At 69.2% G+C, this 26,994-nt stretch carries 24 protein-coding genes; 8 read left to right on the top strand and 16 right to left on the bottom strand.

All coding sequences use genetic code 11. The annotated features are described in order from the left end of the window. Positions 1-5 precede the first annotated feature (5 nt). Entirely contained in the window at positions 6-1,553 is a 1,548-nt protein-coding gene (gene purF / locus NV348_RS19395) for an amidophosphoribosyltransferase (protein WP_447148164.1), read from the bottom strand. A 252-nt stretch (positions 1,554-1,805) separates the two neighbouring features. On the opposite strand from purF, the gene NV348_RS19390 reads away from it, so the two are divergent. From NV348_RS19390 to NV348_RS19380, 3 genes are all read left to right on the top strand, one after another. After that, positions 1,806-3,113 (top strand): YhgE/Pip domain-containing protein, encoded by a 1,308-nt coding sequence (locus NV348_RS19390; protein ID WP_447148163.1) that lies wholly within the window; start codon positions 1,806-1,808, stop codon positions 3,111-3,113. 19 nt (positions 3,114-3,132) lie between these two features. After that, a complete protein-coding gene (locus tag NV348_RS19385; protein ID WP_447148162.1) occupies positions 3,133-3,477 on the top strand; it encodes a type II toxin-antitoxin system TacA family antitoxin in 345 nt (114 codons plus the stop codon). 92 nt (positions 3,478-3,569) lie between these two features. Further along, complete coding sequence (locus NV348_RS19380; protein WP_447148161.1) at positions 3,570-3,980, top strand: GNAT family N-acetyltransferase; 411 nt, start codon at positions 3,570-3,572, stop codon at positions 3,978-3,980. A gap of 60 nt (positions 3,981-4,040) precedes the next feature. On the opposite strand, the gene NV348_RS19375 is transcribed toward NV348_RS19380, so the two are convergent. Together NV348_RS19375 and NV348_RS19370 are read right to left on the bottom strand one after the other, a co-directional pair. Continuing rightward, positions 4,041-4,439: a sterol carrier family protein gene (locus tag NV348_RS19375; RefSeq protein WP_447148160.1), complete on the bottom strand. Its 399-nt coding sequence runs from the start codon at positions 4,437-4,439 to the stop codon at positions 4,041-4,043. 31 nt (positions 4,440-4,470) lie between these two features. After that, complete coding sequence (locus tag NV348_RS19370; protein ID WP_447148159.1) at positions 4,471-5,103, bottom strand: TetR/AcrR family transcriptional regulator; 633 nt, start codon at positions 5,101-5,103, stop codon at positions 4,471-4,473. A gap of 82 nt (positions 5,104-5,185) precedes the next feature. On the opposite strand from NV348_RS19370, the gene NV348_RS19365 reads away from it, so the two are divergent. Continuing rightward, positions 5,186-6,055, top strand: a complete 870-nt coding sequence (locus NV348_RS19365; protein WP_447148158.1) for an alpha/beta fold hydrolase — start codon at positions 5,186-5,188, stop codon at positions 6,053-6,055. Between the two features lie 201 nt (positions 6,056-6,256). Here NV348_RS19365 and NV348_RS19360 read toward each other — a convergent pair whose 3' ends face one another. Beyond that, the gene (locus NV348_RS19360; RefSeq protein ID WP_447148157.1) at positions 6,257-6,883 is read right to left on the bottom strand and encodes a CPBP family glutamic-type intramembrane protease; all 627 of its coding nucleotides are present in this window, start codon (positions 6,881-6,883) and stop codon (positions 6,257-6,259) included. Positions 6,884-6,951: 68 nt separating this feature from the next. Further along, positions 6,952-8,685, bottom strand: coding sequence for an alpha/beta hydrolase (locus tag NV348_RS19355; RefSeq protein WP_447151092.1), 1,734 nt, complete (start codon positions 8,683-8,685; stop codon positions 6,952-6,954). 141 nt (positions 8,686-8,826) lie between these two features. On the opposite strand from NV348_RS19355, the gene NV348_RS19350 reads away from it, so the two are divergent. Then, positions 8,827-9,117, top strand: a complete 291-nt coding sequence (locus NV348_RS19350) for a YiaA/YiaB family inner membrane protein (protein ID WP_447148156.1) — start codon at positions 8,827-8,829, stop codon at positions 9,115-9,117. 48 nt (positions 9,118-9,165) lie between these two features. On the opposite strand, the gene NV348_RS19345 is transcribed toward NV348_RS19350, so the two are convergent. Further along, positions 9,166-11,007, bottom strand: a complete 1,842-nt coding sequence (locus NV348_RS19345; protein WP_447148155.1) for an alpha/beta hydrolase — start codon at positions 11,005-11,007, stop codon at positions 9,166-9,168. A 22-nt stretch (positions 11,008-11,029) separates the two neighbouring features. After that, complete coding sequence (gene purL, locus NV348_RS19340; protein WP_447148154.1) at positions 11,030-13,324, bottom strand: phosphoribosylformylglycinamidine synthase subunit PurL; 2,295 nt, start codon at positions 13,322-13,324, stop codon at positions 11,030-11,032. A 163-nt stretch (positions 13,325-13,487) separates the two neighbouring features. Here purL and NV348_RS19335 point away from each other — a divergent pair, with 163 nt between their 5' ends. Next, positions 13,488-14,798 carry a glycosyltransferase 87 family protein gene (locus NV348_RS19335; RefSeq protein ID WP_447148153.1) on the top strand — a complete coding sequence of 437 codons (1,311 nt, stop codon included), beginning with the start codon at positions 13,488-13,490 and terminating at the stop codon, positions 14,796-14,798. 208 nt (positions 14,799-15,006) lie between these two features. Here NV348_RS19335 and NV348_RS19330 read toward each other — a convergent pair whose 3' ends face one another. Continuing rightward, complete coding sequence (locus NV348_RS19330) at positions 15,007-16,299, bottom strand: M18 family aminopeptidase (protein ID WP_447148152.1); 1,293 nt, start codon at positions 16,297-16,299, stop codon at positions 15,007-15,009. Positions 16,300-16,673: 374 nt separating this feature from the next. Further along, positions 16,674-17,105: a MarR family winged helix-turn-helix transcriptional regulator gene (locus tag NV348_RS19325; RefSeq protein WP_447148151.1), complete on the bottom strand. Its 432-nt coding sequence runs from the start codon at positions 17,103-17,105 to the stop codon at positions 16,674-16,676. A 60-nt stretch (positions 17,106-17,165) separates the two neighbouring features. Here NV348_RS19325 and NV348_RS19320 point away from each other — a divergent pair, with 60 nt between their 5' ends. Beyond that, on the top strand, positions 17,166-18,242 hold the full coding sequence (locus tag NV348_RS19320) for a substrate-binding domain-containing protein (RefSeq protein WP_447148150.1): 1,077 nt from the start codon (positions 17,166-17,168) through the stop codon (positions 18,240-18,242). Positions 18,243-18,687: 445 nt separating this feature from the next. Here the strand turns inward: NV348_RS19320 and purQ are convergent, their stop codons facing one another. Next, entirely contained in the window at positions 18,688-19,365 is a 678-nt protein-coding gene (gene purQ, locus NV348_RS19315; protein ID WP_447148149.1) for a phosphoribosylformylglycinamidine synthase subunit PurQ, read from the bottom strand. Then, positions 19,362-19,598 (bottom strand): phosphoribosylformylglycinamidine synthase subunit PurS, encoded by a 237-nt coding sequence (gene purS, locus NV348_RS19310; protein ID WP_218718741.1) that lies wholly within the window; start codon positions 19,596-19,598, stop codon positions 19,362-19,364. Before purS ends, purQ begins: the two co-directional genes overlap by 4 nt. 180 nt (positions 19,599-19,778) lie before the next feature. On the opposite strand from purS, the gene NV348_RS19305 reads away from it, so the two are divergent. Further along, a complete protein-coding gene (locus NV348_RS19305; RefSeq protein ID WP_447148148.1) occupies positions 19,779-20,423 on the top strand; it encodes an MBL fold metallo-hydrolase in 645 nt (214 codons plus the stop codon). Here the strand turns inward: NV348_RS19305 and NV348_RS19300 are convergent, their stop codons facing one another. From NV348_RS19300 to NV348_RS19280, 5 genes are all read right to left on the bottom strand, one after another. Continuing rightward, positions 20,424-21,776, bottom strand: a complete 1,353-nt coding sequence (locus tag NV348_RS19300; RefSeq protein ID WP_447148147.1) for a dipeptidase — start codon at positions 21,774-21,776, stop codon at positions 20,424-20,426. A 10-nt stretch (positions 21,777-21,786) separates the two neighbouring features. Next, complete coding sequence (locus NV348_RS19295) at positions 21,787-22,224, bottom strand: hypothetical protein (RefSeq protein WP_447148146.1); 438 nt, start codon at positions 22,222-22,224, stop codon at positions 21,787-21,789. Continuing rightward, entirely contained in the window at positions 22,221-23,645 is a 1,425-nt protein-coding gene (gadC, locus tag NV348_RS19290; protein WP_447148145.1) for a glutamate/gamma-aminobutyrate antiporter GadC, read from the bottom strand. The genes NV348_RS19295 and gadC overlap by 4 nt, the downstream gene beginning before the upstream one ends. Before the next feature lie 360 nt (positions 23,646-24,005). Then, positions 24,006-24,707, bottom strand: a complete 702-nt coding sequence (locus NV348_RS19285) for a DUF2334 domain-containing protein (RefSeq protein WP_447148144.1) — start codon at positions 24,705-24,707, stop codon at positions 24,006-24,008. Positions 24,708-24,815: 108 nt separating this feature from the next. Continuing rightward, positions 24,816-26,963 carry a S9 family peptidase gene (locus NV348_RS19280; protein WP_447148143.1) on the bottom strand — a complete coding sequence of 716 codons (2,148 nt, stop codon included), beginning with the start codon at positions 26,961-26,963 and terminating at the stop codon, positions 24,816-24,818. Positions 26,964-26,994: the final 31 nt, after the last annotated feature.

Below are 26,994 nucleotides of genomic sequence, written 5' to 3'. Positions count from 1 at the left end.
CGGCGCTACGGCCTGCTCAGCGCATCGACGTTGACGTTCTCGCCCAGCAGCTTCGCCTCCGGCTGACCCGAGAGCATGCCCTCGAGGACGTTCTTGCCGATGGCCGCTTCCTGCGGCAGCGGGATCGGGTAGTCGCCGGTGAAGCAGGCGGTGCACAGCCGGGTGGCCGGCTGCTCGGTGGCGGCGATCATGCCCTCGGTGGAGATGTAGCCGAGACTGTCGGCGCCGATCGAGCGGCGCACGTTCTCGACCATGTCGACGTAGCTGTCGTCGGCGCCCGTGCCGTTGGCGATCAGCTCCGCGCGCGAGGCGAAGTCGATGCCGTAGAAGCAGGGCCACTTCACCGGCGGCGAGGCGATGCGGACGTGGATCTCGAGCGCGCCCGCCTCCCGCAGCATGCGGATCAGCGCGCGCTGGGTGTTGCCGCGCACGATCGAGTCGTCGACGACGATGAGCCGCTTGCCGCGGATCACCTCACGCAGCGGGTTGAGCTTGAGCCGGATACCGAGCTGGCGGATGGTCTGGCTCGGCTGGATGAAGGTGCGGCCCACATAGGCGTTCTTCATCAGGCCCTGGCCGTAGGGAATGCCGGAGCCCTGCGCGTAGCCGACCGCGGCCGGCGTGCCCGACTCGGGCACCGGGATCACCAGATCGGCCTCGATCGGATGTTCCTTGGCCAGCTTGCGGCCGATCTCCACGCGGGTGGAGTGCACCGAGCGACCCGCGATGGTGGTGTCGGGGCGCGCCAGATACACGTACTCGAAGACGCAGCCCTTGGGCTCGGGGTTGGCGAAGCGCATGGAGCGCACGCCGTCGGAGTCGATGGCCAGCAGCTCGCCCGGCTCGATCTCGCGGACGAACGCGGCGCCGACGATGTCGAGCGCGGCGGTCTCGGAGGCGACCACCCAACCGCGGTCGAGCCTGCCCAGCACCAGCGGGCGCACGCCGTGCGGGTCACGCGCGGCGTAGAGGGTGTGCTCGTCCATGAAGGTCAGGCAGAACGCGCCGCGCAGCTGCGGCAGCAGCTCCATCGCGGCCTGCTCGATGCTGGAGTCGGCGGCGGCATGCGCCAGCAGCGCGGTGACGATGTCGGAATCGGAGGTCGCGCCGGTCATCTGCGGGCGGCCGTTGATCACGCCCGCCCCGATCAGGCCCAGTTCGCGTGCGCGACCGGCCAATTCGGCGGTGTTGACCAGGTTGCCGTTGTGACCAAGCGCGAGGCCGGAGCCGACGGCGGTGGTGCGGAAGATCGGCTGCGCGTTCTCCCAGGTGACGCCACCGGTGGTGGAGTAGCGACAGTGACCGACGGCGATATGCCCCGGCATCGCGCCGAGGGTCTGCTCGTCGAAGACCTGGGAGACCAGGCCGAGATCCTTGAAGACCAGGATCTGGGAGCCATCGGAGACGGCGATACCGGCCGCCTCCTGCCCGCGATGCTGCAGGGCATACAGGCCGTAGTAGGTGAGCTTGGCGACGTCCTCATCGGGAGCCCAGACGCCGAAGACGCCACACTCCTCGCGGGGCTCGTTCTCGGGCTCGTGGGGGTCATTCACCGTTTGCTCCCTGTTCGGGCGGGCTGGGGGCACCCGTCATTCTACGGGTGAAAAGGGCCACGTTGTACGCGCGCTCGCATCCCGGCAGCAATCACCGCTCGGCGAACCCACCGATCGGCCGCCTGGAGCTGTTACCGTGCGCACGTGACGACGGACGACAGCGCAGACGTTGCTCCCGGTGGAACCGGTCCGGACAGTGAAAACGCCAGGTCGGAACCGAAAGATTCCGGACCCGCGCGGACCGGCGGAGCGATGTTCGCCACACCGGGGCTCGATCGGCGTCGCTGGACCCAGATGGTGGCCGTGCCCACGCTGGTCCTCACCGCGCTCACCGCGCTGCTCGGCGTGATGTACCTCGGCTACGTCGCCGATCCCGAGGAGAATCTGCACGATTTCCCGATCGCGCTGGTCAACCTGGACGTCGGCGATGTCACCGGCGCCGGTGACCAGCAGAAACGCGTCGACTACGGCAAGCAGGTCACCGAGGGGCTGATCGCGAACGTGCCCGCCGACAAGGTGGATCTGCGGGTGGTCGGCAAGGCCGAGTCCGAGCAGATGCTGCGCACCGCCCAGATCTACGGCGCCATCATCATCCCGGGCGACTTCAGCAAACGGCTGGGCATTCTCGGCGCGGGCAGCATCGTCGCGGGCGAGATGGAGCGCCCGGTGATCACCGTGCAAACCAATCCCGGCATGGGCGCGTTCGGCGTGCAGATCGTGCACCGCATCGGTGACCAGGCCCTCGCCGAGGTCGACAAGCAGGTCGGCGCCCAGCTGACCGACCAGGTCGGGGCCGCGCTCGCGCAGACGCCGGAGGGCGCACCGGCACCGCAGGTGTCCGGCGCGGCGATGATCACGCTGGAGAGTCCGATCGATGTGGTGGCGCAGCAGTTCCGTCCGCTGCCGCAGGGTTCGGGCGAGGGGCTGACCGCGTTCTTCTACGCCCTGCTGCTGTTGCTGGCGGGCATGGTCGGCGCGATGGTGATCCACACGATGGTCGACGCTCAGCTCGGCTTCGTCCCCACCGAGTACGGGCCCTGGTTCGTCCACTACCCGACGGCCTCGATCTCCCGGTTCCGTACCCTGCTCATCAAATGGGGCGTGATGACGCTGGCGGCGGTGGTGATCTCGGGGGTCTTCCTTGTCTCGGCGAAGATCGTCGGGATGCCCATCGGGAACCAGCTGGCGATGTACCTGTTCTCGGTGCTGGCGATGGTCGCCGTCGGCTGGACCGGCCTGATGACGCTCGCCGCCCTCGGCAGCGCGGGCCTGCTGGTGAACCTGATCCTGTTCGTCATCCTGGGCCTGCCCTCCTCCGGCGGCACCGTGCCGATCGAAGCGGTCCCGCCCCACTACGCCTGGCTGGCCGAATTCGAGCCGATGCACCAGGTGTTCCTCGGCGCCCGCTCGATCCTGTACTTCGAAGCCAATTTCCAGGCCGGCCTGGCCCGCGGCGTCGGCATGTCCCTGCTCGGCATCGCGATCGCGGTCGTCTGTGGCGTCACCGTCACCCGCTACTACGACTACAAGGGCCTGCACCGCAAGAACGCCGACGCCTGAGTCCCGTCCTCAGACAAGAGTGTCGATCAATCCGTACATTGTCCGTACACTTGCAGGCATAGTCGGCCCGTGCCGCACCGAGGAGGGCATCGATATGACCACCAAGTCCCAACGAGTCGAAGTCCGGCTCGACAAAGAACGACAGACCCAGATTCAAGCCGCCGCCGACGCAGTCAACGAGACTCTCAGCGAGTTCATCCGAGCCGCGGCCTTCGACCGCGCAGACCGGATCCTGGCGCTGTCGAGCCGGACACTGATGCCCGCCGAGCAGTTCGACGCGATGATGTCATCGCTCGATTCACCCGATGAGGCCACGGCACTGGCGAAGGCCGCAGCCAAGCCCCGAGTCTTCGTTCGCCGGTGACCTGGATTTCGACGGCGATCACCGTCGACCACAAACTCAGCGAGTTCGATTGTGGAAAGCCGGTTCTCGACGAGTGGCTCCAGCGCAGGGCGTTGCAGGCCGAACAGCGTTGGACGAGCCGCACCTATGTCTGGATCACCGAGGATGATCCGACCGTGCGCGCCTACTATGCAATCGCGCCTACCCAGGTGGAGCGCGATGTCGACGGACTCTCGCAGAAGCTCTCCTCCGGACTGAAAGTTGTCCCGGCCTTTCTCCTGGCGAAGTTCGCCCTCGATCGAAGCCTGCACGGGCAGGGGCTCGGGGGACAGCTGCTCATCGATGCGGTCACCAAGATCCTGGGAGCGGCCCAGACCACAGGTGGCCGTCTGATCGTCGTCGATGCCATCGATGAATCCGCAAGCGAGTTCTATTCGCGTTTCGGGTTCGTGCGGGTCGGCGATACCGAGAACCGACTGGTGATGAAGACATCGACCGCGCTGTCCGCGTTCGGAGTGCGCTGAGACCGGTTCCGTCGGCCGATGCACCGGACAGGTTCCGCCCGATTCCCGATCGGGACCGCTTCATTCGGTGCCGGACAACGGCACGATCGGCAGCCACGCCGCGATCTCCCCGGCACGCAGGCCCGACACCGACAGCACCCCTGACTCCACCGCGTCGTCGAACTCCAGCAGGCCCGTGGCCAGCAACAACCAGGTCCGCGGGTCGGTCTCCACGACATTCGGCGGCGTCCCCCTGGTGTGCCGTGGTCCCTCGATGCACTGCACCGCGACGAACGGTGGCACCCGAACTTCCACCGAATGCCCCGGTGCGTCCGCCGCCAGCGACCTCGCCGTCCCCCGCACCGCCGCCGCTACCGCCGATCGCTCCGGCGCCGCCATGTCTGCCGCCCGCAACCACTCCGCCACCGCGACCACCGCCGCCCGCACCGCCGCGGGCTCCACCGCCTTACGTCCAGCCATCCCGGGAACGCTACCGAAGGGGTGCGACGGGTCAGCCGCGTCCGGCCCGGAGGGCGTCGATGCGCAGGTCGAGGTACTCGAGCATCATGTGGCGGGCGTCGACGCCGCCGAGCAGGGCGAGACGTTTGGTGTGGGCGAGCAGGAGCAGGCCGGACAGGTGGGCGAGGACGTCGGCGGTGATGACGCGGGCGCGGTCCTCGGTGGCGCCGAGTTCGATCGCGGCCGAGACGATCGGGCCGAGGCCGGCCAGCATGGCCGCGTTGAGGCCCGCGTCCAGTTCGGCGCCGAGGCCGTGCGGGCGGATGCCGCCGCGGAAGAGGTAGAAGCCCAGGTCCAGGTCGCGGGGGTTGCCGTCGTAGAAGTCGAAGAACGCCAGGCCTGCGGCGCGGAACCGGGCGGCGGGGTCGTCGAGGGCGGTCACCGCCGCCACCTCGGCCGAGAGCCGGGCCAGCGATTCGCCGAGCAGGGCGGCGTAGATGTGTTCCTTGCTCGGGAAGTAGGCGTAGAGCGCGCCGGGGGTGTAGCCGGCGGCGGTGGCGATGGCCCGGATATTGGCCGCGTCGACACCGTCGGCCTCGAAGATCGTCCTGGCCGCACGCAGGATGATCGCGCGTTTCGCCTCGGCGATCTCGTCACGGCGCTCGGCCCGGCTCGATTCGGCCACTGGTCCCCACTTCCCTTCGATCGGGGCTTCACGCTACATTCTGAACAACGTTCAGCCCAGTGAACTACGTTCAGGAGGTGTCATGCCGAGTTCCACCGAGCCGACCGAACCGACGACGCTGCGGTTGCGCAGCTCCGACGATCTGACCCTGGTCGCCGACAGCTTCGGCGCCCCGGGTGGCCCGCTGGTCGTGATGCTGCACGGCGGCGGCCAGAACCGGCACTCGTGGAAGCGCACCGGCCGGGCCCTGGCCGCGGCGGGTATGCACGTCGTCGCGGTGGACGCCCGTGGCCACGGTGACAGCGACTGGTCACCGACGCGCGACTACACCCGCGACTCCATGGTCGGCGACCTGCTCACCGTGCTCGATCAGCTCGGCGCCACCCCCGACAACGGCGCGGTCGTCGTCGGTGCCAGCATGGGCGGCATCACCGGCCTGCTCGCCACCGCAGAACCAGGCGGTGCCGCTATCCGGGCCCTTGTCCTGGTCGACATCGTGCCCCGCTCGGAATCCGCGGGCGTGGAACGGGTCATGGACTTCCTCGGCAAGCACCGCGACGGCTTCGACACCCTCGATCAGGTCGCCGACGCCGTCGCCGCCTACCTCCCGCACCGCCCGCGCCCCGACAACGCCGACGGCCTGCTGCGCAACCTGCGTCAGCGCGAAGGCCGCTGGTACTGGCATTGGGACCCGGACCTGCTCACCGGCCTCGAGGACAACCCGCAGGCCCGCATCGATGACATGGAAGCCGCCGCCGAAGCCCTCACCATCCCGGTCCTGCTGGTGCGCGGCGGCAAGTCCGACGTGGTCAGTGACGAGGGCGCCGCCGCCTTCCTCGCCCTGGCCCCGCACGCCCGCCTGGCCGAGATCACCGCCGCCGCCCACACCGCCGCAGGCGACGACAACGACGCCTTCACCGACGCCGTCGCAGGCTTCGTCGCCACCGCGTGAGCAATGCACCAGCCGACCCCGCAAAGGCAACCACACCGTGTGGATTTGCCGGCACGGCGTCATTGCAGTAACCGTGGCATCCGGACACAACTCGCAGTCACCCGGGATGGTCCGCACTGTCGACAAGGCGATCACCCAGTGCCAGGCGACCGGTGTACGGCCGGGTCGGCCTGAGCGGTGCGCCGGCTCGGCGACGACGGGTTAGACCCCGCGTCCCGATCTCGTTTCGATCAGCTGCGCCGCGAGCGGCAGCAACGCTCCCCCGGCATTGATCGCCAAGTGCAGCAGGGCGGGAGCGGTCGCGCTGCCGGCGTGCCTGCGCAGCGCGCTGAAAACCAGACCGGCGAGCGTGGTGAGCGCGACGGTCCCGGACACCGATTCGCCGGTGGCCTGCGCCGGACGGATATGGCACAGCCCGAAATCGAGCGCGCCCATCGCCGCCGCGACGCGCGGTTCGGCGATCTCGTCGAGCAGTGGATCGAGCGTGCCACGGAACACCGTCTCCTCGACGAGCACCGTGCCGACGGGAATGTGCAGGACGATCCACTCGAACGTGGAGGTCTCCGGCATCCGCTCGACCACCTCGAGCGGCAACCGCCGCAGCGCCGGAACAGCCAGCGCCACACCGTAACCGGCGAATACCAGCGCCGCGCTGCCCAGGCCCCACCGGAAACCGCGGGCCGACAACCAGTTCGGCCGTCCGCCGAAGACCGCCGCATAGCCCGCCGCGAACCCGATGTTGGCCGCAGTCCGCCCGCGTAGCCGAAGACTCGAAGCGGGCAGCAGCCGATTGCTCCACAGCACCGGCAATCCGAGCGCGACCGCCATCCGAAACCGCTGCCGCAGAACGGGTGTACTCGCTCCGTCCCGGAGAGCGAAAGCGGCCACGATCCGGCTCACTTGACCGCCCGCTCGTAATCATCCGCGGCTTCCAGTGCGGCACGGATGCTTTCGACGACATCAGCGCTCACCTCCGGCGGCGCCCCGACCGCCAGCCACCCGTCCAGCACCAGGCTCCCGTAGCGATGCCCGTGTCCGTCCGAAACCCCTTGGGCATTGGTGAGATCCGCGGTGACCTGCCAGAACGTCACGAACGGCGCCCATCGCATCTGGGTGGACACATCCGGTCCGCGCGGCTCGCTGAGCCAGTCCGGCTGGCTGAGGATCAGATCGGCCGACCACCACACGATCGGATCGGACGGGTGCTGCAGGTAGGCGATGCGCGGTGCGCGCCAGGTCGCGGCGGGACCGAGATCGCTCGCGTCGTCGGCGAACCGGACGACGAGCCCGTCGGCGTACACCGGCGCCACCTCGGGCGAACCGGGATCACGCCGGTCGACGAACTGACTCCACAACCGATTCGAGTTCGGCGGCCCGACCCACAGTGCGCCGTCGACCTTCTCGCGCAGGTCACCGAGCCCCTCGAACGCCTCCTCCGAGCCCTGCGAACCCAGACTCTCCCCGTAGACGAACAGCTTCGGCCGCTGCCCCTCCGGCTGGGCCAGCCAGCGCTCATACACCGCGTCGAACAGCTCCCAGCTCGCCGCGGCCGCCTTCTCCCGGTCGGACAGGAACGACAGCACGCTGGGCAGATACGAGTACTGGGTGGCCACGATCGCCGTGTCGCCGCCGTAGAGGTATTCGATCGCGCCCGCCGCCGTCGCGTTGACCCAGCCGGTCCCGGTGGTGGTCACCACCACCATGGCCTCGCGTTCGAACGCCTTGGTCCGCTCGAGTTCGGCGACGGCCAGCTGCGCGGCGGTCTGCTCGCCGGTCACCGATTCCAGCCCGACGTAGGCCCGAATCGGTTCGCGCGCGGGCTTTCCCGTCACCTCGGTGATGTCGTCGGCGCTCGGCCCGTTGGCGACGAACCAGCGGCCCTCGAAGCCGAGGGTCTGCCACGGCGCGAGCGAGGCCGCGCTGCCCGAGCGCTCCGGGTTCGCGGGCTGGAGCGCGTAGTCGGAGGTGCGGTCGTTGCGCACGCTGAACGCGGAGTTGGCCACGGCGAAGAACGCGCGCGAGGCGACACCGTTGAACACCGTCACCGCGAACACCACCAGCACCAGCGCGCCCGCGGCGGGCGCGAGCTCACGCGGCACCCGCACCCAGCGGTTGAGCGAGCGGGCCAGCACCAGCACCAGGATCCGGATCGTCCGGTAGGCGGCGACGACGGCGATCCCGACGGCCAGGCTGAGCAGGCCGGTGCGCAGGTAGGCGGACGTGGTCGTCCCCGTCATCCCCATCAGCGAGGTGATCTCGCGCTGCCAGCGCGCCGACTGCACCAGCATCACCGCCGCGACCAGCGCGCACACGACCAGCACGGTCGCCTTGATCGCGTAGCGCAGCCGGTCCGACGGGCTCGGAATCGGGATCCGCGACCGCACCCAGCGCCGGAAGATCCACTCGAGCACACAGCCGAGCCCGTACCCGATCGCCGCGTTGATCCCGCTGATCAGGCCCTGGAACAACCAGTCGCGCGGGACCAGCGACGGCGTCACCGACAGTGCGAAGAACAGCGTCGCCAGAACCAGACCCGGGTAGTTGAGGTCGACGACGTCCTCGACGCGGCGCAGCAGCCGGGCGCCGCGCGCACGCAACGTCACGAGGGTGGAGCCGGTCGCGGACACCAACCCAGTATGGCTGGCCGGTTCGGCGCGGCGGGGCGTTGTGGCTGGCGGGTCGGTCACTCCCGGTGGTGTTCGGCAACTACCCATCGCACTCGAGTAGTTTCACGCGCCCGCGAGAATCTCCCGGTCAGCACACTGATTTCCATGAGCACACCCAATGCCAAGCCGAAGAACACCTCGGCGTACATGGTCCAGGCCGCGATCGCTTTCGGCGTCAGCCTGATCGGCACCGGCGCCGGGATCGCCTACCTGCCGCTGGACGCCTGGCAGCGCGGGTTCCTCGCGATGTCCGGATTGTTCCTCGTGACCAGCTGCTTCACCCTCGCCAAGGTCGTGCGCGACCAGCAGGAGGCCAAGTCCCTGATCGGCCGGATCGACGAGGCGCGGCTGGAACAGCTGATCGCCGAGCACAATCCGTTCCGAACAGTGTCGTAGCCGGGTCCGGGCAGCCCCGATCGAGGGGTTCGGCGCTGCCCGGCCCGGTTACTTCAGCTGATGCTCGGTGGCGGCCGACTCGACCAGATACGCCTTGATCCGCTCCGCCAGTTCCGGTGTGTAGTCCGGTGGTTGGGCCACCGCGGCCCACGCGTCGGGCACCACATTGCCGTAATTGTGGCCGTGCCCGTTGGAAACCGTCTGCGCGCGTGGCAGATCCGCCGCGACCTGCCAGAAGGTGACGATCGGATACCACGACATCGCCGGGGACACATCGGGTCCGCGCTTCTCCCGCAGCCAGTCGGGCTCGGAGAACAGCAGATCCGGCGACCACCACACCACCGGGTCCGACGCGTGCTGCAGGTAGACGATGCGCGGGTCGGTCCAATTGTCCGAGGGCCGGGCCAGCTGATCCGCGTCGGCGGCGAAGCGCACCGAGAGACCGTCCGCGAAGATCGGGGTGATCTCCTCGGTGCCCGGATCGCGCCTGCGCACGAACTCCGCCCACAGCCGGTTCGAGTTGGGCGGGCCGACCCAGAGCACGCCGTCGGTGCGGTTGCGGATGTCGGCCAGGCCGGAGAACGCGCCCTCGGAGCCCTGCGAACCGAGGCTCTCGCCGTAGACCAGCAGCTTGGGCCTGGCGTCCTCGGGCAGCGCCGACCAGCGGTCGTACACCTTGTCGAACAGCAGCCGGCCCATGGTCATCGACTTGTCGCGGTCGGACAGGAACGACAGGGCGCTGGGCAGATACGAATACTGGGTGGCCACCAGGGCGGTGTCCCCGTTGTACATCAGCTCGATCGACTCGGCGCTGGTCGAGTCGACCCAGCCGGTGCCGGTCGTGCTGATCACCACCAGCACTTCGCGTTCGAAGGCCTTGGTGCGGTCGAGTTCGGCGACGGCCAGGTCGGTCTGCGCCTCGAAGCCGTCGGCCGATTCCAGCCCGGCGTACACCCGGATCGGTTCGCGCGCCGGCTTGCCGGTGACCTGCCCGATCGCCAGCGCGGTCGGCGCGTTGGACACGAACCACCGGCCCTCCGACCCGAGGGTGTCCCACTTCGCCAGCGACTCCGGGCTACCGGAGCGTTCGGGCAGCGTCGGCTGGATCGCGTGCGCGGAGGTGTGGCTGTTGCGGGCGCTGAACGCCGAATTCGCCACGGTGAAGAAGGCTTTCGCCAGCACGCCGTTGAACAACAGGACGGCGGCGATCATCACGATGAGCACGCCGAGTGGCCGCGCGAACGAGGCCGGGATCCGGACCCACTGGTTCAGGCCGCGCGCCACGGCACGCACCAGCCGGACCACACCGCGCGAGATCCAGATCAGCAAGCCGACCACCACCGCGCCGACCAGCACGGTGCGCGGGTATCCCGAGTCGGAGATCGGTTCCATCCCCATCAGATCGGTGATCTGGTGCTGCCAGTGCGCGGACTGGATGCTCAGCGCGATCGAGACGATCAGGCAGCCGAGCACAATCGCGGACTTCACCGCGATCGACGTCCAGCTCGGCCGCTTCGCCCAGAGTTCGGTGACCCGGTCCGGCAGGCTGATCCTGGGCGCTACCCAGGTGCGCCAGGCCCAGGCCAGCGCGCAGCCGATGCCGTAGCCGATGGTGGCGTTGATACCGCTGAGCAAGCCCTGGAAGAACCAGTCACGCGGCAGCAGCGACGGCGTCAGCGACCAGCAGAAGAACACCGTGGCCACGATGAGGCCCGGGTAGTTCGGGTGGAAGAACCGTTCGACCAGACGCATTCCGCGCACGACCGGGTTGTCAGGCGCTGCGGGAGTGTCCGGTACGACCGGGTTGTCGGGCGCCGCGGGGGTGTCCGACGCGACCGGGCTGTCAGGCGCTGCCGGGGTGGGAGTCGAGCTCGTGTCCGCTGTGGTCAAGCTCGACTCCTCATCCGATGATTCAGGCGGTATGCGCTCCGAACAGCTTAGGCAGCGTGCCCTCGAACGCCTCGCGCAATTCGGCGAGTGTCACCGAGAACTGGCCCTGCACCTCGATCGAGTCCGAGCCCTGGTCGACCACGCCGATGCGCACCCACGGCAGCTGCCGCGCGTCGCACATCTTGGTGAAGCGGGTCTCCTCCGAGCGCGGCACCGCGACGAGCACACGCCCGGCCGACTCCGAGAACAGCTGCACGAACGGGTCCGAGCCCTCCGGCAGCACGATGCGGCACCCGGTCTCGCCGGCCAGCGCGGCCTCGACGACCGTCTGCGCCAGGCCACCCTCGGACAGGTCGTGTGCGGCCGAGATCATGCCGTCGCGCGAACCCGAGGTGAGCACCTCCGAGAGCAGCTGCTCGCGGGCGAAGTCGACCTTCGGCGGCACGCCACCGAGGTGATCGTGCACGACCTGCGACCAGATCGAGCCGTCCAGCTCGTCGTGGGTCTCGCCGAGCAGGATCAGCGACTCGCCGGGCTCGAGGCCCAGGCCGGTCGGGATGCGGCGGTGCACATCGTCGATCACGCCGAGCACGCCGACCACCGGGGTGGGCAGGATGGCGTCCTTGCCGGTCTGGTTGTAGAAGCTGACGTTGCCGCCGGTCACCGGAATGCCCAGGGCCGCACAGCCGTCCGCGAGACCGCGCACGGCCTGCTGGAACTGCCACATCACGCCCGGGTCCTCCGGCGAACCGAAGTTCAGGCAGTTGGTGACGGCCTTCGGGGTGGCGCCGGTGGTGGCGACATTGCGGAAGGCCTCGGCCAGCGCCAGCTGCGCGCCGGTGTACGGGTCGAGCTTGGTGTAGCGGCCCGAGGCGTCGGTGGCCAGCGCGATGCCGCGGCCGGACTCCTCGTCGATGCGCACCACGCCCGCGTCGGCGTGCTCGGCCAGCACGGTGTTGCCGCGCACGTAGCGGTCGTACTGCTCGGTGATCCACTTGCGGCTGCACAGCTGCGGGCTGGCGATCATCTGCAGCAGGGTCTCGCGCAGCTCGTCGGCCGTCTTGGGCCGGGGCAGCGTGGCGGTGGTGTCGGCGATCAGCGCGTCCTGGGTGTCGGGACGCTGCACCGGGCGCTCGTAGACCGGGCCCTCGTGGGCGACCGTGCGCGGCGGCACGTCGACGACGGTCTGGCCGTGCCAGGTGATGACGAGGTGGTCGCCGTCGGTGACCTCACCGATGACGGTGGCCAGCACGTCCCACTTCTTGCAGACGGCCATGAAGGCGTCCACGTTCTCGGGGGTGACGACCGCGCACATGCGCTCCTGCGACTCGCTCGACAGGATCTCGGCGGGGGTCATGTGCTTGGCGCGCAGCGGGACCCTGGTCAGGTCGATGTGCATGCCGCCGTCGCCCGCCGCGGCCAGTTCGGAGGTGGCGCAGGACAGCCCGGCGCCGCCGAGGTCCTGGATGCCGACGACGAGTCCGGCCTTGTACAGGTCCAGGCAGCACTCGATGAGCACCTTCTCGGTGAACGGGTCACCGACCTGCACGGCGGGCAGCTTCTTGCGGCCGGTGCCGGTCTCCTCCCCGGAGAAGGTGTCCGAGGCCAGCACCGACACGCCGCCGATGCCGTCGAGGCCGGTGCGCGCGCCGAACAGGATGATCTTGTTGCCCGCGCCGGAGGCGAAGGCCAGGTGCAGGTCCTCCACGCGCATCGCGCCCGCGCACAGCGCGTTCACCAGCGGGTTGCCCTGGTAGGAGGCGTCGAAGACGGTCTCGCCGCCGACATTCGGCAGGCCGAGGGAGTTGCCGTAGCCGCCGACGCCGCGCACCACACCGTCGACCACGCGACGGGTGTCGGCCGCGTCCGCCGCGCCGAAGCGCAGCTGGTCCATCACCGCGATCGGGCGCGCGCCCATCGCCATGATGTCGCGCACGATGCCGCCGACGCCGGTGGCCGCGCCCTGGTACGGCTCGACGTAGGACGGGTGGTTGTGGCTCTCGACCTTGAAGGTGACTGCCCAGCCGTCGCCGATGTCGACCACACCGGCGTTCTCGCCGATGCCGGCCAGCATGGAGGCCTTCATCTCGGGGGTGGTCGTCTCACCGAAGTAGCGCAGGTGCACCTTGGAGGACTTGTAGGAGCAGTGCTCGCTCCACATCACGGAGTACATCGCCAGCTCGGCATCGGTGGGCCGGCGGCCCAGGATCTCCTTGATGCGGGCGTACTCGTCGTCTTTGAGACCGAGTTCCTTGTACGGCTGCGGAGCATCCGGGGTGGCTGCGGCGGTGGCGACGGTGTCGACCTGCAGTGTCACGGGAGACCAGGGTCCTTTCGGCCGGGGGGAACTTGACTACAGAGTCTAATTGGCTACGCGGAGCGCGCCCGCCCCGGCCCGTGTTGCGAACAAGTGACAGACCTCGCACCCGGCCTGGTCACACCTACGCTTCGCTCGGCAACGCACCCGCTAGTCTGACGCCGTGAACGAGAGTCCGGGGGTTGCCGAGCAGGTCGAGTCGACTGCGCCCGCGCATGACGCGGTGCCGAGTTCCACTCCTGCCGGACCGACGGCGCCCCCACGCGAGCGGGCCACCCGCGACCGGCAGCTGCGCTGGCTGGCCGCGGCGATCGGCCTGTTCGTCGTCTCGGCCGCCGTGGCGCTGCTCGCGCACTGGTGGGACGGCTACATCGACCTGCGGGTTTACCGCAACGGCGCCCGGGTCTGGCTCGACGGCGGCGACCTCTACGGGCCGATGCCGCCGGTCTACGGCCTCGGTCTGCCCTTCACCTATCCCCCGCTGGCCGCCGCGTTCTTCGTGCCGCTGGCGCTGATGCCGATCCCGGTGGCCGAGATCGTCGTGCTGGCGACCTCGCTGCTGAGCCTGGGGATCGCGCTGTGGCTGGTGCTGGTCCGGCTGCGCCCCGAACTCGACCGGATCGCGGTGCTGACCGTGGTGATCGCCGGACTCGGCCTGGCCCAATTCCTCGAACCGGTCCGCCAGACGTTCAACTTCGGCCAGATCAACCTGATCCTGATGGCCGCGATCACCGTCGACATCCTGGTGCGCAAACCGTTCTGGCCGCGCGGCATGCTCATCGGCATCGCGGTCTCGATCAAGCTGATCCCCGCGGCCTACCTGCTCTACTTCCTGCTGAAGCGGGACTGGAAGGCGTCGATCACGCTGGTCGTCTCGGCCGTAGGCGCGGTCGGGATCGGCTTCCTGCTGTTCCCGGCCGATTCGGTGGAGTACTGGTTCCACACGGTCACCGACACGGGCCGCATCGGCACGCCGTATTTCGCGGGCAACCAGTCGATCAAGGGCACGCTGTTCCGCCTCGGGATGGACGAGTCGGTCGCCACCGGGCTGTGGATCGCGCTGTCGGCCGTGACGGTCGCGCTGGCCGCGGTGTGGATGTACCGGCTGATCGGCGCGGGCAAGGACGTCTCGGCGCTGCTGGTCAACGCCGCCGCCGTGCTGCTGGTCTCGCCGGTCTCGTGGTCGCACCACTGGGTGTGGGTCGCGCCCGCGCTGGTCGTCGCCGTCGATCAGGTCACCCGCCGCCGCTCGCGGGGGTTCACCGCCGTGGTCGCGCTGTTCACCGTGATGTTCATCGTCGGCCCGCAGTGGGTGCTGCCACATTCCGGCGGCAAGGAACTCGACTGGGCGTGGTGGCAGCAGATCATCGGCAGCGCCTACGTGTGGGCCACGTTCGCGGTGATCGTGTACGCCGTGATCACCTACCGCCCCGCCAGGAAAACCTCCGCCGCACCGGAACTCGCGACCTCCTGACGGCGGAAACCCGCACCGACACAGCCATTGCGGTCCGGCAGGCCACCGCACCGAGACCCGTTGTGACTCGACGTCGACCAGTCGCGGACGCTGCCGGGTCGGCCGCCGTGCGCGTCAGCATGTCCCACTCGCCGGGGGGCGGCCGGTGCGCCCGAGCCGTTCGTGATCGAGTGCTTCGCCCCACGACGGTTGGCGCACCGGTGTTCGCTCAGTCCAGGGCAGCCGGAGTGAGGAAGGCGGCGAGCGCGGCGGCGTAGGCGGGGACGTCGGCCGCGCCCATGAGTTCCCGGCACGAGTGCATGGCCAATTGCGGCGCGCCAACGTCGACGGTCGAGATGCCGGTGCGAGCGGCGGTCATCGGTCCGATGGTCGACCCGCACGGCAGATCCGCGCGATGCACGTAGCGCTGCAACGGAACTCCCGCCTGCGCGCAGGCCAGCGCGAACGCGCCGGCCCCCGCCGCGTCGGTGGCGTAGCGCAGGTTCTGGTTGACCTTGAGCACCGGCCCGCCGCCGACCTCGATCCGGTGCGCGGGTTCGTGCCGCTCCGGGTAGTTCGGGTGGGTCGCGTGGGCCATGTCACCGGAGGCGACCACCGAACCGGCCAGTGCGGCCAGGTAATCCGCCCGACCGCCGCCACGGGCCAGCACGATGCGCTCGAGTACCGCGGGCAGCAGATCCGACTGTGCGCCCCGATCGGACTGGCTGCCGACCTCCTCGTGGTCGAACATCACCAGCACCGGCGTCGCGGCGCCCGGCTCGTCGACGGCGGCGAGGAACGCCTGCAGCCCGGCGTAACAGGTGCCCTGGTTGTCCAGGCGCGGCGCGCTCACCAGATCGTTGTCCCGGCCGACCAGCGTGCTCGGCGCGAGATCGTGGGTCATCAGTTCCCAGCCGAGGACGTCGGCGCCGTCGACCCCGGCGCGTTCGGCCACGAAATCCAGGAAGGACGCGGGGGTGTCGCCGATGCCCCAGATCGCGTTCACATGCCGCTGCGGGTCCAGCGTCACCCCGCGCCGGTCCTCGGACAGGTGGATCGCCAGCTGCGGCACCCGCAGGATGGGGTCGTCGATGCGGACCAGCACGTCGCTCATCCGCGCGCCGTCGCGCACGCTCAGCCGCCCGGATAGGCCGAGTTCGCGGTCCAGCCAGGAGTTCAGCCACGCGCCGCCGTAGGGCTCGAGCCCGACCAGCTGCCAGCCCGCCGTCGCCAGATCCGGATGCTGCTTCACCCGCAGGTTCGGGCTGTCGGTGTGCGCGCCGACCACCCGGAACGGGTCGGCGGGCGCGGCGTCCTCGTCGGCCCACGCGATCAGCGAACCACCGCGCACCACATAGTGTTTCCCGCCCGCGCTCGCCCACGACTGCGCCTCGTCCAACGGCGTGAACCCGTTCGCCGCCAGCTCGGCGGCGACCGTCGCGCACACATGGAACGGCGAGGGCGAAGCATCGATGAACGCGCACAAGCCACTCGCCGTGGCCGCAGTCAGGGATACAGGCACAGCCGCGATCCTAGCCCGCGAGTTCGCCGCGCCGCCGTTCCGTAGCCTGCCTCGGCGGCTTCGTCGCCGGGCTTCCCCTCGCGGCCATGCGGGTGCGCGGTGCGGGTGCCGCGTGCATCGAGGTTCGGATGTCGCCGGTCCAGGCATATTCGCGGTTGGGGGTGTCCCCGGCGGATCCGGGCCGGGGCGCGGTCGCCCTGGAGGACCTGTGAGGATCGGCGAGCTCGCCGCATCGCTCGGCTGGAGCCACCAGCGTCGCCGATGTCGACACCGGACGCCCGCCGTGGCGAAGACGACAGGGCAAGCCACAGCCTTATCCCATCGACGACGTGCTCGGCGCATTCACTTAGCTGGCGCTGGGCGGCTGAACCCGGCTACAGCTCGGCGATGATGGCGAGCGCGGCGGCCAGCTCGCTGTAGCGCCGCGTGCCCAGCCGGGCGCGCAGCTCTTCCTCGGCGAGCTGTTCCTGGGCGCGGATCTTGGTGACCAGCTTCGCCCCGAGACTGCTGAGCCCGATCAGGATCCGGCGGCGGTCGTCGGTGGCGGCGACCCGGAAGATCAACCCGCGCTCGGCGAGATGATCGGCGTGCCGGGTGGCCGAGGACGGCGCGAGCCGCGCGGCCGCCGCCAATTCCGACATGGTCATGCCGTCATCGGTGGACAACTGCGACAGAATCGCCCAGTGGTCGGCCGTGAGATTGTCGGCCGACAACGCCGATTCCAGCTGGCGCACCCAGTTACGTTCTGCCGAGCGCAGCGCGCCGTGCAGCGTGGAACACCCACTTATGATGGACACCGATCGCATTCCCACCTGCCGACACATTCAATCGAACAAACCTGTTCGCACTAGGCGTTAGAGTACAGAATGCCCACGTTCGACGAGAGTCGGGACGAAACGATCGAGATTCTCTCGATCGTGCCCACTCAGGGCCCCGGTGGGATCATCGCACCGTCGTGTACCGCCGCCATTTCCCTGGCCGTCGACGAAATCAATAGTGGGACAGGAATTCTGGGTCGCGAAATTCGGCTGACGACGCTCGACGGCGGCCGTCCGCCCTACGAGGTGGCCGCCGAAGTCGACGCTTTTCTGGCGACCGGAATGGTCGGCGCGATCACCGGCTGGCACACCTCGGCCGTGCGCCGCGCCGTCGCCGACGCCGTCGACGGCCGGGTCCCCTACCTCTACGCGACCGACCACGAGGGCCTGCCCGACGAGCGCCCCGGTGTCCTGCTGGTGGGCGAGCATCCCGATCACCAGACCGTGCCCGCGGTCGCCTGGATGGCCCGTGAGCTGGGCGTGCGCCGCTGGGCCGTGATCGGCAACGACTACATCTGGCCGCGGCAGACGGTCAACGCGCTGCGCCGCGCGCTGCCCTCACCCGCCGACATCGTGGTCGAGCAGTACGTGCCGCTGGGCACCACCGATTTCCACGCGTTCCTCGACAGCCCGGCCCTGCTGCGCGCCGACGCGGTGCTGATCCTGATGGTCGGCGCCGACACCGCCCGCTTCAATCGCCAGTTCACCGCGACCGGCCTGCCCGCGATCATGCCCCGGCTGAGCCCCGCCGTCGACGAGAACGTGCTGCTGAGCGCGGGCCCGGCGGCCAACGCCAACATGTTCGTCGCGTCGAGCTTCTTCGTCGACGAACACACCGCCGACGGCCGCGACCGCCGCACCCGCTACCGCGAGCACCACGGCGCCTTCGCCCCCGCGCTGACGACGTTCAGCAACTCCACCTACGAGGCCGTCCACCTGCTGCGCACGCTGGCCGACACCGTCGGCACCCTCGACGTTCCGGCCATCGCGGCCAGACTCGCCGACGGCATCGTCCTGGACGGCCCGTCCACCCGCAACGGCTTCCTCGGCAACCAGGCCGTCGGCCCGGCCCACCTCGCAAGAGCGAACGGCGTCGACTTCGACCTCATCGACCGCCTGCCCTGACAACCACCACGCCCCGACCCGAGGAGGGGCAGGCCGACGAAGTCGGCCGTCGCGGCCGTCCCGCCGATCAGGCGCCGTGGCGCAAGCGACGAAGGAGCAAGCCACGGTGCCTGATCGGCGGGACAGGAGGGGCCGCGACTCGAGCGCGCCAGCGCTCCAAGAACCCCGCCAACTCGAGCCCGCCAGCGCTCCAAAAACTCAAACGTTGATCAGGCGGTCGGCGGCCCACCGAGCAAGAGCGAACGGCGTCGACTTCGACCCCATCGCCCACCTGCCCTGACAACCACCACGCCCCGACCCCGAGGAGGGGCAGGCCGACGCAGTCGGCCGTCGCGGCCGTCCCGCCGATCAGGCGCCGTGGCGCAAGCGACGAAGGAGCAAGCCACGGTGCCTGATCGGCGGGACCAAGGGGCCGCGACCTCGAGCGCGCCAGCGCTCCAAAAACTCAAGCCTTGATCAGGCTGTCGATCACCGAGAAGAACATGCCGAGACCGTCGTCGCTCGGGCCGGTCAGCGCCTCGGTGGCGTGCTCGGGGTGCGGCATCAGGCCGACGACCCGGCCGTTGGCCGAGGAGATGCCGGCGATGCCGCGCTGCGAACCGTTCGGGTTGCCGCCCGCGTAGCGGAACACCACGCGGCCCTCGCCCTCGAGCTCGTCGAGCACCTGCGCCGAGGCCTGGTAGCGGCCCTCGCCCGACTTCAGCGGGATGAGGATCTGCGCGCCCGGCTCGTAGCGGGAGGTCCAGGCGGTGTTCGTCGCCTCGACCTGCAGCCACTCGTCGCGGCAGATGAAGTGCAGGCCCTCGTTGCGGGTCAGCGCGCCGGGCAGCAGCCCGGCCTCGCACAGCACCTGGAAGCCGTTGCAGATGCCCAGCACCGGCAGGCCCTGACCGGCCGCGCGCACGACCTCGCCCATCACCGGCGCGAACCGGGCGATGGCGCCGCAGCGCAGGTAGTCGCCGTAGGAGAAGCCACCGGGCACGATGACCGCGTCGACGCCCTTGATGTCGGCGTCGGCGTGCCACAGGCTCACGGCCTCGGCGCCGGCCAGCCGCACCGCGCGAGCGGCGTCGACGTCGTCGAGTGTGCCGGGGAAGGTAATAACGCCGATGCGTGCGCTCACGAGACCCGAACGACCTTCCAGTCCTCGATCACCGTGTTGGCCAGCAGCGCCTCGGCGATCTGCTCGAGCTCGGCGTCGGAGACACTGTCGTCCACCTCGAGCTCGAATCGCTTGCCCTGCCGCACATCCGAGATTCCGGCGAATCCCAGACGCGGGAGCGCGCCGACCACGGCCTGTCCCTGGGGGTCCAGGATCTCGGCCTTCGGCATGACCTCGACCACGACTCGTGCCACGCGTTGCTCCTCATGTGGTGTGGGGGGTTACCTCAGAAATCCTAGTTGACCCGGCCGTCGTGCCCGCGTTCCGGGGTCGCGGCGGCGGTGTTCGATGGCGCCGACCCCCGAGGGCCCGGCGTGGCCACGCTCCGCTCCCGCCTCCGAGCCCACCGGCATCGGCGGCGATAGCATCGGCGTATGCGCATCGCCCACTTCGGTCATTCCTGCATCCTCGTGGAACTGCACGGCGTGAAAGTGCTGTTCGATCCCGGCACCTTCGCGCACGGCTTCGAGGGCATCACCGGACTGGACGCGATCGCGGTGACCCACCAGCATCCCGACCACATCGATCCGACCCGGATCGAGGCGCTGATCGAGGCCAACCCGACCGCCCGCCTGCTCTCGGACCCGCAGACCGCCCAGCAGCGCGCCGAGGGCTGGGAGCCGGTCTCGGCCGGTCAGGTGCTCGATATCGGCGACCTGCAGATCACCGGCGGTGGCGGTCGTCACGCCGTGATCCACCCGGACATCCCGGTGATCGATAACACCGTCTTCCAGCTCGGCACCGCGGCCGACCCGGCCCAGCTGGTCCACCCCGGCGACTCGCTGTGGGTGCCGCCGGTCCCGGTCGGCGTGCTCGCCATCCCGGCCGTCGCGCCGTGGATGCGGATCTGGGACACCGTCGACTACCTGCGCGCGGTCAATCCCCGCACCGCCGTCCCGGTCCACTTCGGGATCGTCGAGCCGGCGGCGCAGGGCATCTACTTCGGCAGGCTGACCGAGATGGCCCCGGCCGGGACCGAATTCCGGGTGATCCAGCCGGAGGACCAGGCGCAGTTCTGATCAGCGATAGGTGCTGAGGAACAGCGCCTCGGCCAGCGCCATGTGCTCGATCTCGGTCGGGTCCACGCTCTCGTTGGGCGCGTGGATCAGGCATTTCGGCTCTTCGACGCCGATCAGCATGATCTCGGCCTCGGGGTAGGTGTCGGCGAAGACATTGCACAACGGGATCGAGCCGCCCTGCCCCTCGGTGGTCACTGGCCTGCCGTAGGAGGTGGCCATGGCCTGCGCCAGCGCCGACCGGGCAGGCCCGTTCTCGGCAGCGACGAACGGTTCACCGAGCGCCTCGAGTTCGATATCGAGCTCGGCGTTCCACGGCACGTGCGCGCGCAGGTGCTTTTCCAGCAGGCCGTAGGCCTGCTTCGGTTCGGTGCCCGGCGGGATACGCAGGTTGAGCCTGGCCCGCGTACTGGGTTGGATCGCCGCGGACGACCCGACAACGGCGGGCACGTCCATCCCGAGCACGGTCAGCGCGGGCCGCGCCCACACCATGTCCGAGACGGTGCCGCTACCGAGCAGGTCGACGCCGTCGAGCACACCCGCGTCGGCGCGGAAGTCCTCGACCGGGTACTGCACGCCGGTCCACTGCTGGTCGTCGGTGAGACCGTCGATGGTGGTGTTGCCGTGTTCGTCCCGCAGCGACGACAGCAGCCGGATCATCGCGGCGAGCGCGTCCGGCGCCGGGCCGCCGAACATGCCCGAGTGCATCGGTCCCGCGAGGGTCCGCACGGTGAGCACGACGTTCACCATCCCGCGCAGGGTCTGGGTGAAGGTCGGCACGCCGACGGCGAAGTTGCCGCAGTCGGCGACCAGAATGGCATCGGCGCGCAGCAGATCGGGATTGGCGACGACGAACTTCTCCAGCCCGCCGGTGCCCTGTTCTTCCGAGCCCTCCGACACCACCGTGATCCCGATCGGGAAGTCCGGCCCGATCGCGCGCAGGGCCGTCAGGTGGGTGACGATGTTGCCTTTGCAGTCGGCGGCGCCACGGCCGTACCAGCGGCCGTCCTTCTCGGTCAGCGTCCACACCGGGGTCCGCCACGCGGCGTCGTCGAGCGGCGGCTGCACGTCGTAGTGGCAGTACAGCAGCACGGTCGGTGCGCCGGGCGGGGCCGGCTTGGATGCGATGACGGCCTTGCTGCCGTCGGGCGTCTCGTGCAGGCCCACCTCCGTGAGCCCGGCCGCGGCGAACGCGTCGGCCACCCACTGCGCGGTCTGCTCACATCCCGCCGGCGGGAACTGGCGCGGGTCGGCGACCGACTTCAGCGAAACCAGCTGGGTGAGGTCCCTTTTCGCCTGGCCCATCAGCCCGGAGATCTTGGTGCGCAGGGCCGCCACTTCGGGTGTTTCAGTCATCGAGCACGCCTCACTTCGTGGTGTCGTCCAGCTTCAGGGTGTCCAGATGAGAAAGGTAGTCCGACAGGCGATCCGGGCAATAGACGGCGATAGTCAGCGCCACCGCCTGGGTCGTCGCGCGTGGGCCGATGACCGGGCGCTGGCCGGGGCCCGACGCGCCGTTGCTGATCGAGGCCTGGTAATTCGCCTTGATCAGTGCGGAACTCGGGTCCTCGCAAACCAAGCCGCCATCGTCGCCGAGTGAATCGGCGAGCACCTTCGGCTCCGGTGCGGGCAGGCCCGCCGCGAGCAGATTGCTGTGCAGCTGTTCGGCTTTGGCGGTGGCCTGCGAGTTGTCGCGGATCTCACTGAAGGTGAGCAGGCCGATCAGGGCGAACACCACGAGCAGCACGCCCGTGGTGATGTAGATCCAGCGGCGCTTGCGGTAGGGGGCGTCTCCGGTCGTCATGCCTGCTCCCCTTCCGGAACGGCGAGTTTCCAGCTTTCCCTGCGGTTTCGGTAGAACAGGTAGGGGATCAGCAGGCCGACGATGCCCATGCCGCCGCCGACGATGAGCAGATACACCCACGGACTACCCGAGCCGAATTGCGAAGGCGGCACGAACCCGATCGCGAACGCCGCGATCGAGGACGCGGCACCGAGACCGCAGAGCGCGAACAGCGCGGGCGCCCGGTAACCGCGCGGATGATCGGGATGGTCGCGGCGCAGTTTGGCGGCCGCCGCGAACATCAGCACGTACATGATCAAATACACCTGCGTGGTGATCACCGACAGAATCCAGTAGGCGCTGGAGACATTCGGGATGAAGGCGTAGAGCAGCGCGATGAATGTTGTGAACACACCCTGCGCCACCAGCATGTTCTGCTGCACGCCGTGCTTGTTCATCGTGGTCAGCCACGGCGGCAGATAGCCCTCGCTGCGCCCGATCAGCAACAGCCCCTTGGACGGTCCGGCCAGCCAGGTGAGCATGCCGCCGAGCGCGGCGGCCACCAGCGCGATGCCGACGATCGGGGTGAGGAAGCCGATGCCGAAGTGGCTGAAGAATCCGTCGAAGGCCTGCATCACGCCCGCGGTCAGGCTCAGGCTGGCCGACGGGACCACCCAGCTGATCGCCAGCGCGGGCAGGATGAAGATGACCAGCACCAGGCCCATCGCCAGGAACATCGCCTTCGGGAATTCCTTGGCCGGGTTCCTCAGCGACGACACGTGCACCGCGTTCATCTCCATGCCCGCGTAGGACAGGAAGTTGTTCACGATCAGCACCAGACTCGCCAGCCCGGTCCAGGCCGGCAGCAGGTGGCTCGAATCCATCGGCGCCGCAGACGGATTGCCCTGTGCGAGGAACACCATGCCCAGCACGACCAGAATGGTGCCGGGAATCAGCGTGCCGATCACCAGCCCCATGCTCGACAGACCGGCCACCGTCTTGGTGCCCTGCGAGGACACGTACACACCGGCCCAGTAGACGGTGATGATCACGATCGCCACATACAGCCCGTTGGACGCCAGTGACGGATCGATGATGTACGCGAAAGTGCTTGCCACATAAGCGAGCAGGCTCGGATAATAGAAGATCGTCATGGCGAACTGGCACCAGACGGCGAGAAAGCCGAGCGGCTTGTTCAGCCCGTCCCCGACCCATTTGTAGACGCCACCCTCCCAGCCCGAAGCGAGTTCCGCGGCGACCAGCGAGGTCGGTAGCAGGAACAGGATCGCGGGAATCACGTAAAGGAATACGCAGGCCAGTCCGTAGATGGCCATCGTGGGCGCCGAGCGGAGGCTGGCCACCGAACTCGTGGTCATCAGCGCCAATGTCACCCAGGACAAATACTTCGTCGTCGTCGCGGCTTTCGTCGCGGTGCCCGTCATCAGCGCTGCCTCCTGCTGTGTATGCACAACTAGCGGAAACCCTTGATCAACTGCCCATGCATAGTAACTGCCGAGCATCTTCCCGATAGGCCCGAAACGAGCGCATATGCAACGGAGTTGTTGCAGACTCCCGGTAGAGCTATCACCTGGCAGTGCATCCGCCGACTGGAGGAACAGGGCCGAGAACCACGATCCCCACGACCTTTTCAGCCTTCCCGGTTACACCCGCCCCGCACGGCGTCGGCTGGGCGGTCCGACGCGCGGTGTTCCGGCACGGCTTCACCCACGGTGCGCCGGAGGTGCCGTGACAGGGGCCGTCGCCGCGCGCGTGATCGCCGATGCGCGCGCGGCGACGGCCGGTCAGGCAGCCCTGGCCGCGGTGAACGGCTCCCAGCGGTACACGTCGCTGCGGGCGCCGTGGTACAGCGCCAGGTCGACGGCGTCCAGCATCGCCTGGCGCGGACCCGAGCGCTGCAACTGCGCGGCCGAGATCGCCAGCCGCAGTACACCGCCGCGCCGGGCAGTGCGTGCCGCGCCCATCACCAGGGCCCGGCACCACCACGGCTCGGCACGGAATCCCTCACCGATTCCGTACACCCGGGCACGCTGGGCCACCTCGCGTTCCAGATCGAGGATGGTGGTCAGGCCGAGCGCCAGCCGGAAGCCGACATCGGGCAGCGCGGCCAGCGCACCGGCCGAGGCGTCCCAGCGCGGCGCGGCGAACAGCCGGGTGCGCAGCTGCACCTGTTCCATCACCCGGTCGGCCGCCTTGAGCCGCAGCGTGGCCTCGTGCCTCGGCAGGCTCGCGAACTCGGCGCGGCGGCTCTTGGTGGCCGCCTGGTCGTAGCCGTGCAGCACGATCGCGTCGCCCGCGAGCCGCCTGCCGCGCAGCCAGGACTGCGTCGCCGGGTCGTCGACCAGCCGGTACTTGCCCTTCAACCGGGGCGCGACCAGCAGTGACAGCCGCACATCCCGCTGGTCCATCTCCGCCGCGAACTCGATCGCGGCGTCGCGGGTCGTGTCCCGGATCCCGGATACGGAAACGATCAGCTCAGCGTTCATGGACCTACGGTGTCAGCCTCAGGTGACACCCGCGTGCTCCACCGATGACGCCCCGACGAACATCCGCGCACGCCTCACCGCCGCTGCCGGTGCAGTACAAGGCAGCGCTTACGCGTCCGCCAGGCCGACCTTGTCGAGCACCCAGGCGTACTCGAAGCCGACTTCCTTCCACTTCTCGTAGCGACCGCTGACACCGCCGTGACCGGCGCTCATCTCCGTCTTGAGCAGCAGTTCGCTGTCACCGGTCTTGGTGGCGCGCAGCTTGGCGATCCACTTGGCCGGCTCGACGTAGAGCACGCGGGTGTCGTTGAGGCTGGTGATCGCCAGGATCGCCGGGTAGTCCTTGGCCTCGACGTTCTCGTACGGCGAGTACGACTTCATGTACTCGTAGACGTCCTTGTCGGCCAACGGGTTTCCCCACTCGTCCCATTCGATCACCGTCAGCGGCAGCGACGGGTCCAGGATCGAGGTGAGCGGGTCGACGAACGGCACGTTGGCGAGGATGCCGGTGAACAGCTCCGGCGCCAGGTTGGCGACCGCGCCCATCAGCAGGCCGCCCGCGCTGCCGCCGTCGGCGATCAGCCGGTCCGCCGCCGTGGCGCCGGAATCGATGAGATGGCTCGCGCAGGAGACGAAGTCGGTGAAGGTGTTCTTCTTCAGCAGCGTCTTGCCGTGCTCGTACCAGAGCCTGCCCATCTCGCCGCCACCGCGCACGTGCGCGACCGCGAACACCATGCCGCGATCGAGCAGCGACAGCCGCGAGACCGAGAACGACGGGTCGATGCTGGCCTCGTAGGAGCCGTAGCCGTAGAGCAGCATCGGCTTCGGGCCGTCGGGGAGCCCACGGCGCTTGATGATCGAGATCGGGATCCGGGTGCCGTCGTGCGCGACCGCCCAATCCCGGTGCTGCTCGTAGTCGTTCGCGTCGTAGCCGCCCAGCACCGGCTGCTCCTTGCGCAGCAGCAGCTCACCGGTGGCGGGCACGTAGTCGAACACCTGCATCGGGGTGATGAAGGAGGTGACGCCGACCCGCAGCGTCGGCTGCTCCCACTCCGGGCTGGAACCCGCACCGGCGGAGAACAATTCGAGCCCGAAGTCGAGTTCGGTGAGCTCGCCGTAGCCCTCGGCGGTGAGCGGCCACACCGACAGGCGGGGCAGCGCGTCGCGGCGGTAACCCAGCACCAGGTGGTTGGCGAAGGCGTCGATGTCCTCGAGCCGCACGTCCTCGCGGTGCCCGATCAGGATCGTCATGTCCGACGGATCGGTGGCCGGTGCCTCGGCGAGGACGAAGTTCTCCGCCTTCACGCCGTCGACCACGTCGTTGTGCAGGATCAGGAAGCGGTCCTCGCCGCCGATCACCGCGTGCTCGGCCGAGTACTCCACGCCCTCGCGGCGCTCCAGCAGCACCCGGAACTCGCCCTCGGGGTTGTCCGACTCCAGTACCCAGCCCTCGGTGGTGATCTTGGAGCCGAGCCAGATCATCAGGTACTTCTCGGAGCGGGTCGCGCCGACGCTCACCCAGTAGCGCTCGTCGGGCTCGTGGAACACCGTCACGTCGGCGTCGGAAGCCGTGCCGACGCGGTGCCGCCACACGGTGTCGGGCCGCCAGGACTCGTCGACGGTCTGGTAGAAGATGTGCGTGCCGTCCAGCGACCAGGTCGCGCCCGGGGCGACGCCGGCGACCTCGTCGGGCAGCAGCTCACCGGTGCGCAGGTCCTTGATCCGCAGGGTGTAGCGCTCGTCGCCCGTGCTGTCGACGGAGTAGGCCAGCAGGGTGCCGTCATGGCTGAGCGAGAACGCGCCGAGCGCGAAGAAGTCCAGGCCCTCGGCCAGGACATTGCTGTCGAGCAGCACCTCCTCGCCCTCGATCACCGTATCTACCTCGAGCTGGGGCGGGGTCCACGCGTCGATGCCGTCGGCCTTCGCGTCGATGGGACAGCGGCAGTGCACGCCGTACTGCTTGCCCTCGAAGCTGCGCGAGTAGTACCAGTACTCGCCCAGCCGGGTCGGCACCGACAGGTCGGTCTCCTGGGTCCGCGCCTTGATCTCGTCGAAGATCTTGTCCCGCAGCGGCTGCAGCTGGTCGGTCAGTGCCTCGGTGAAGGCGTTCTCGGCCTCCAGGTACGCGATGACCTCGGGGCTTTCCTTGTCCCGTAGCCACTCGTACTCGTCGACGAACGTGTCACCGTGATGCACCCGCTCGAAGGGCACCTTCTTCGCGATCGGCGCCGACACCGTCTCATTCTCGCCAGCCATGGGTCCACCGTAGCCGGACCTTTGCGGCCGG

It is taken from the genome of Nocardia fodinahabitans (assembly GCF_052983615.1).
Note: the sequence above shows the minus strand (reverse complement) of the source record. Positions and strands in the feature narration are given on the sequence as shown.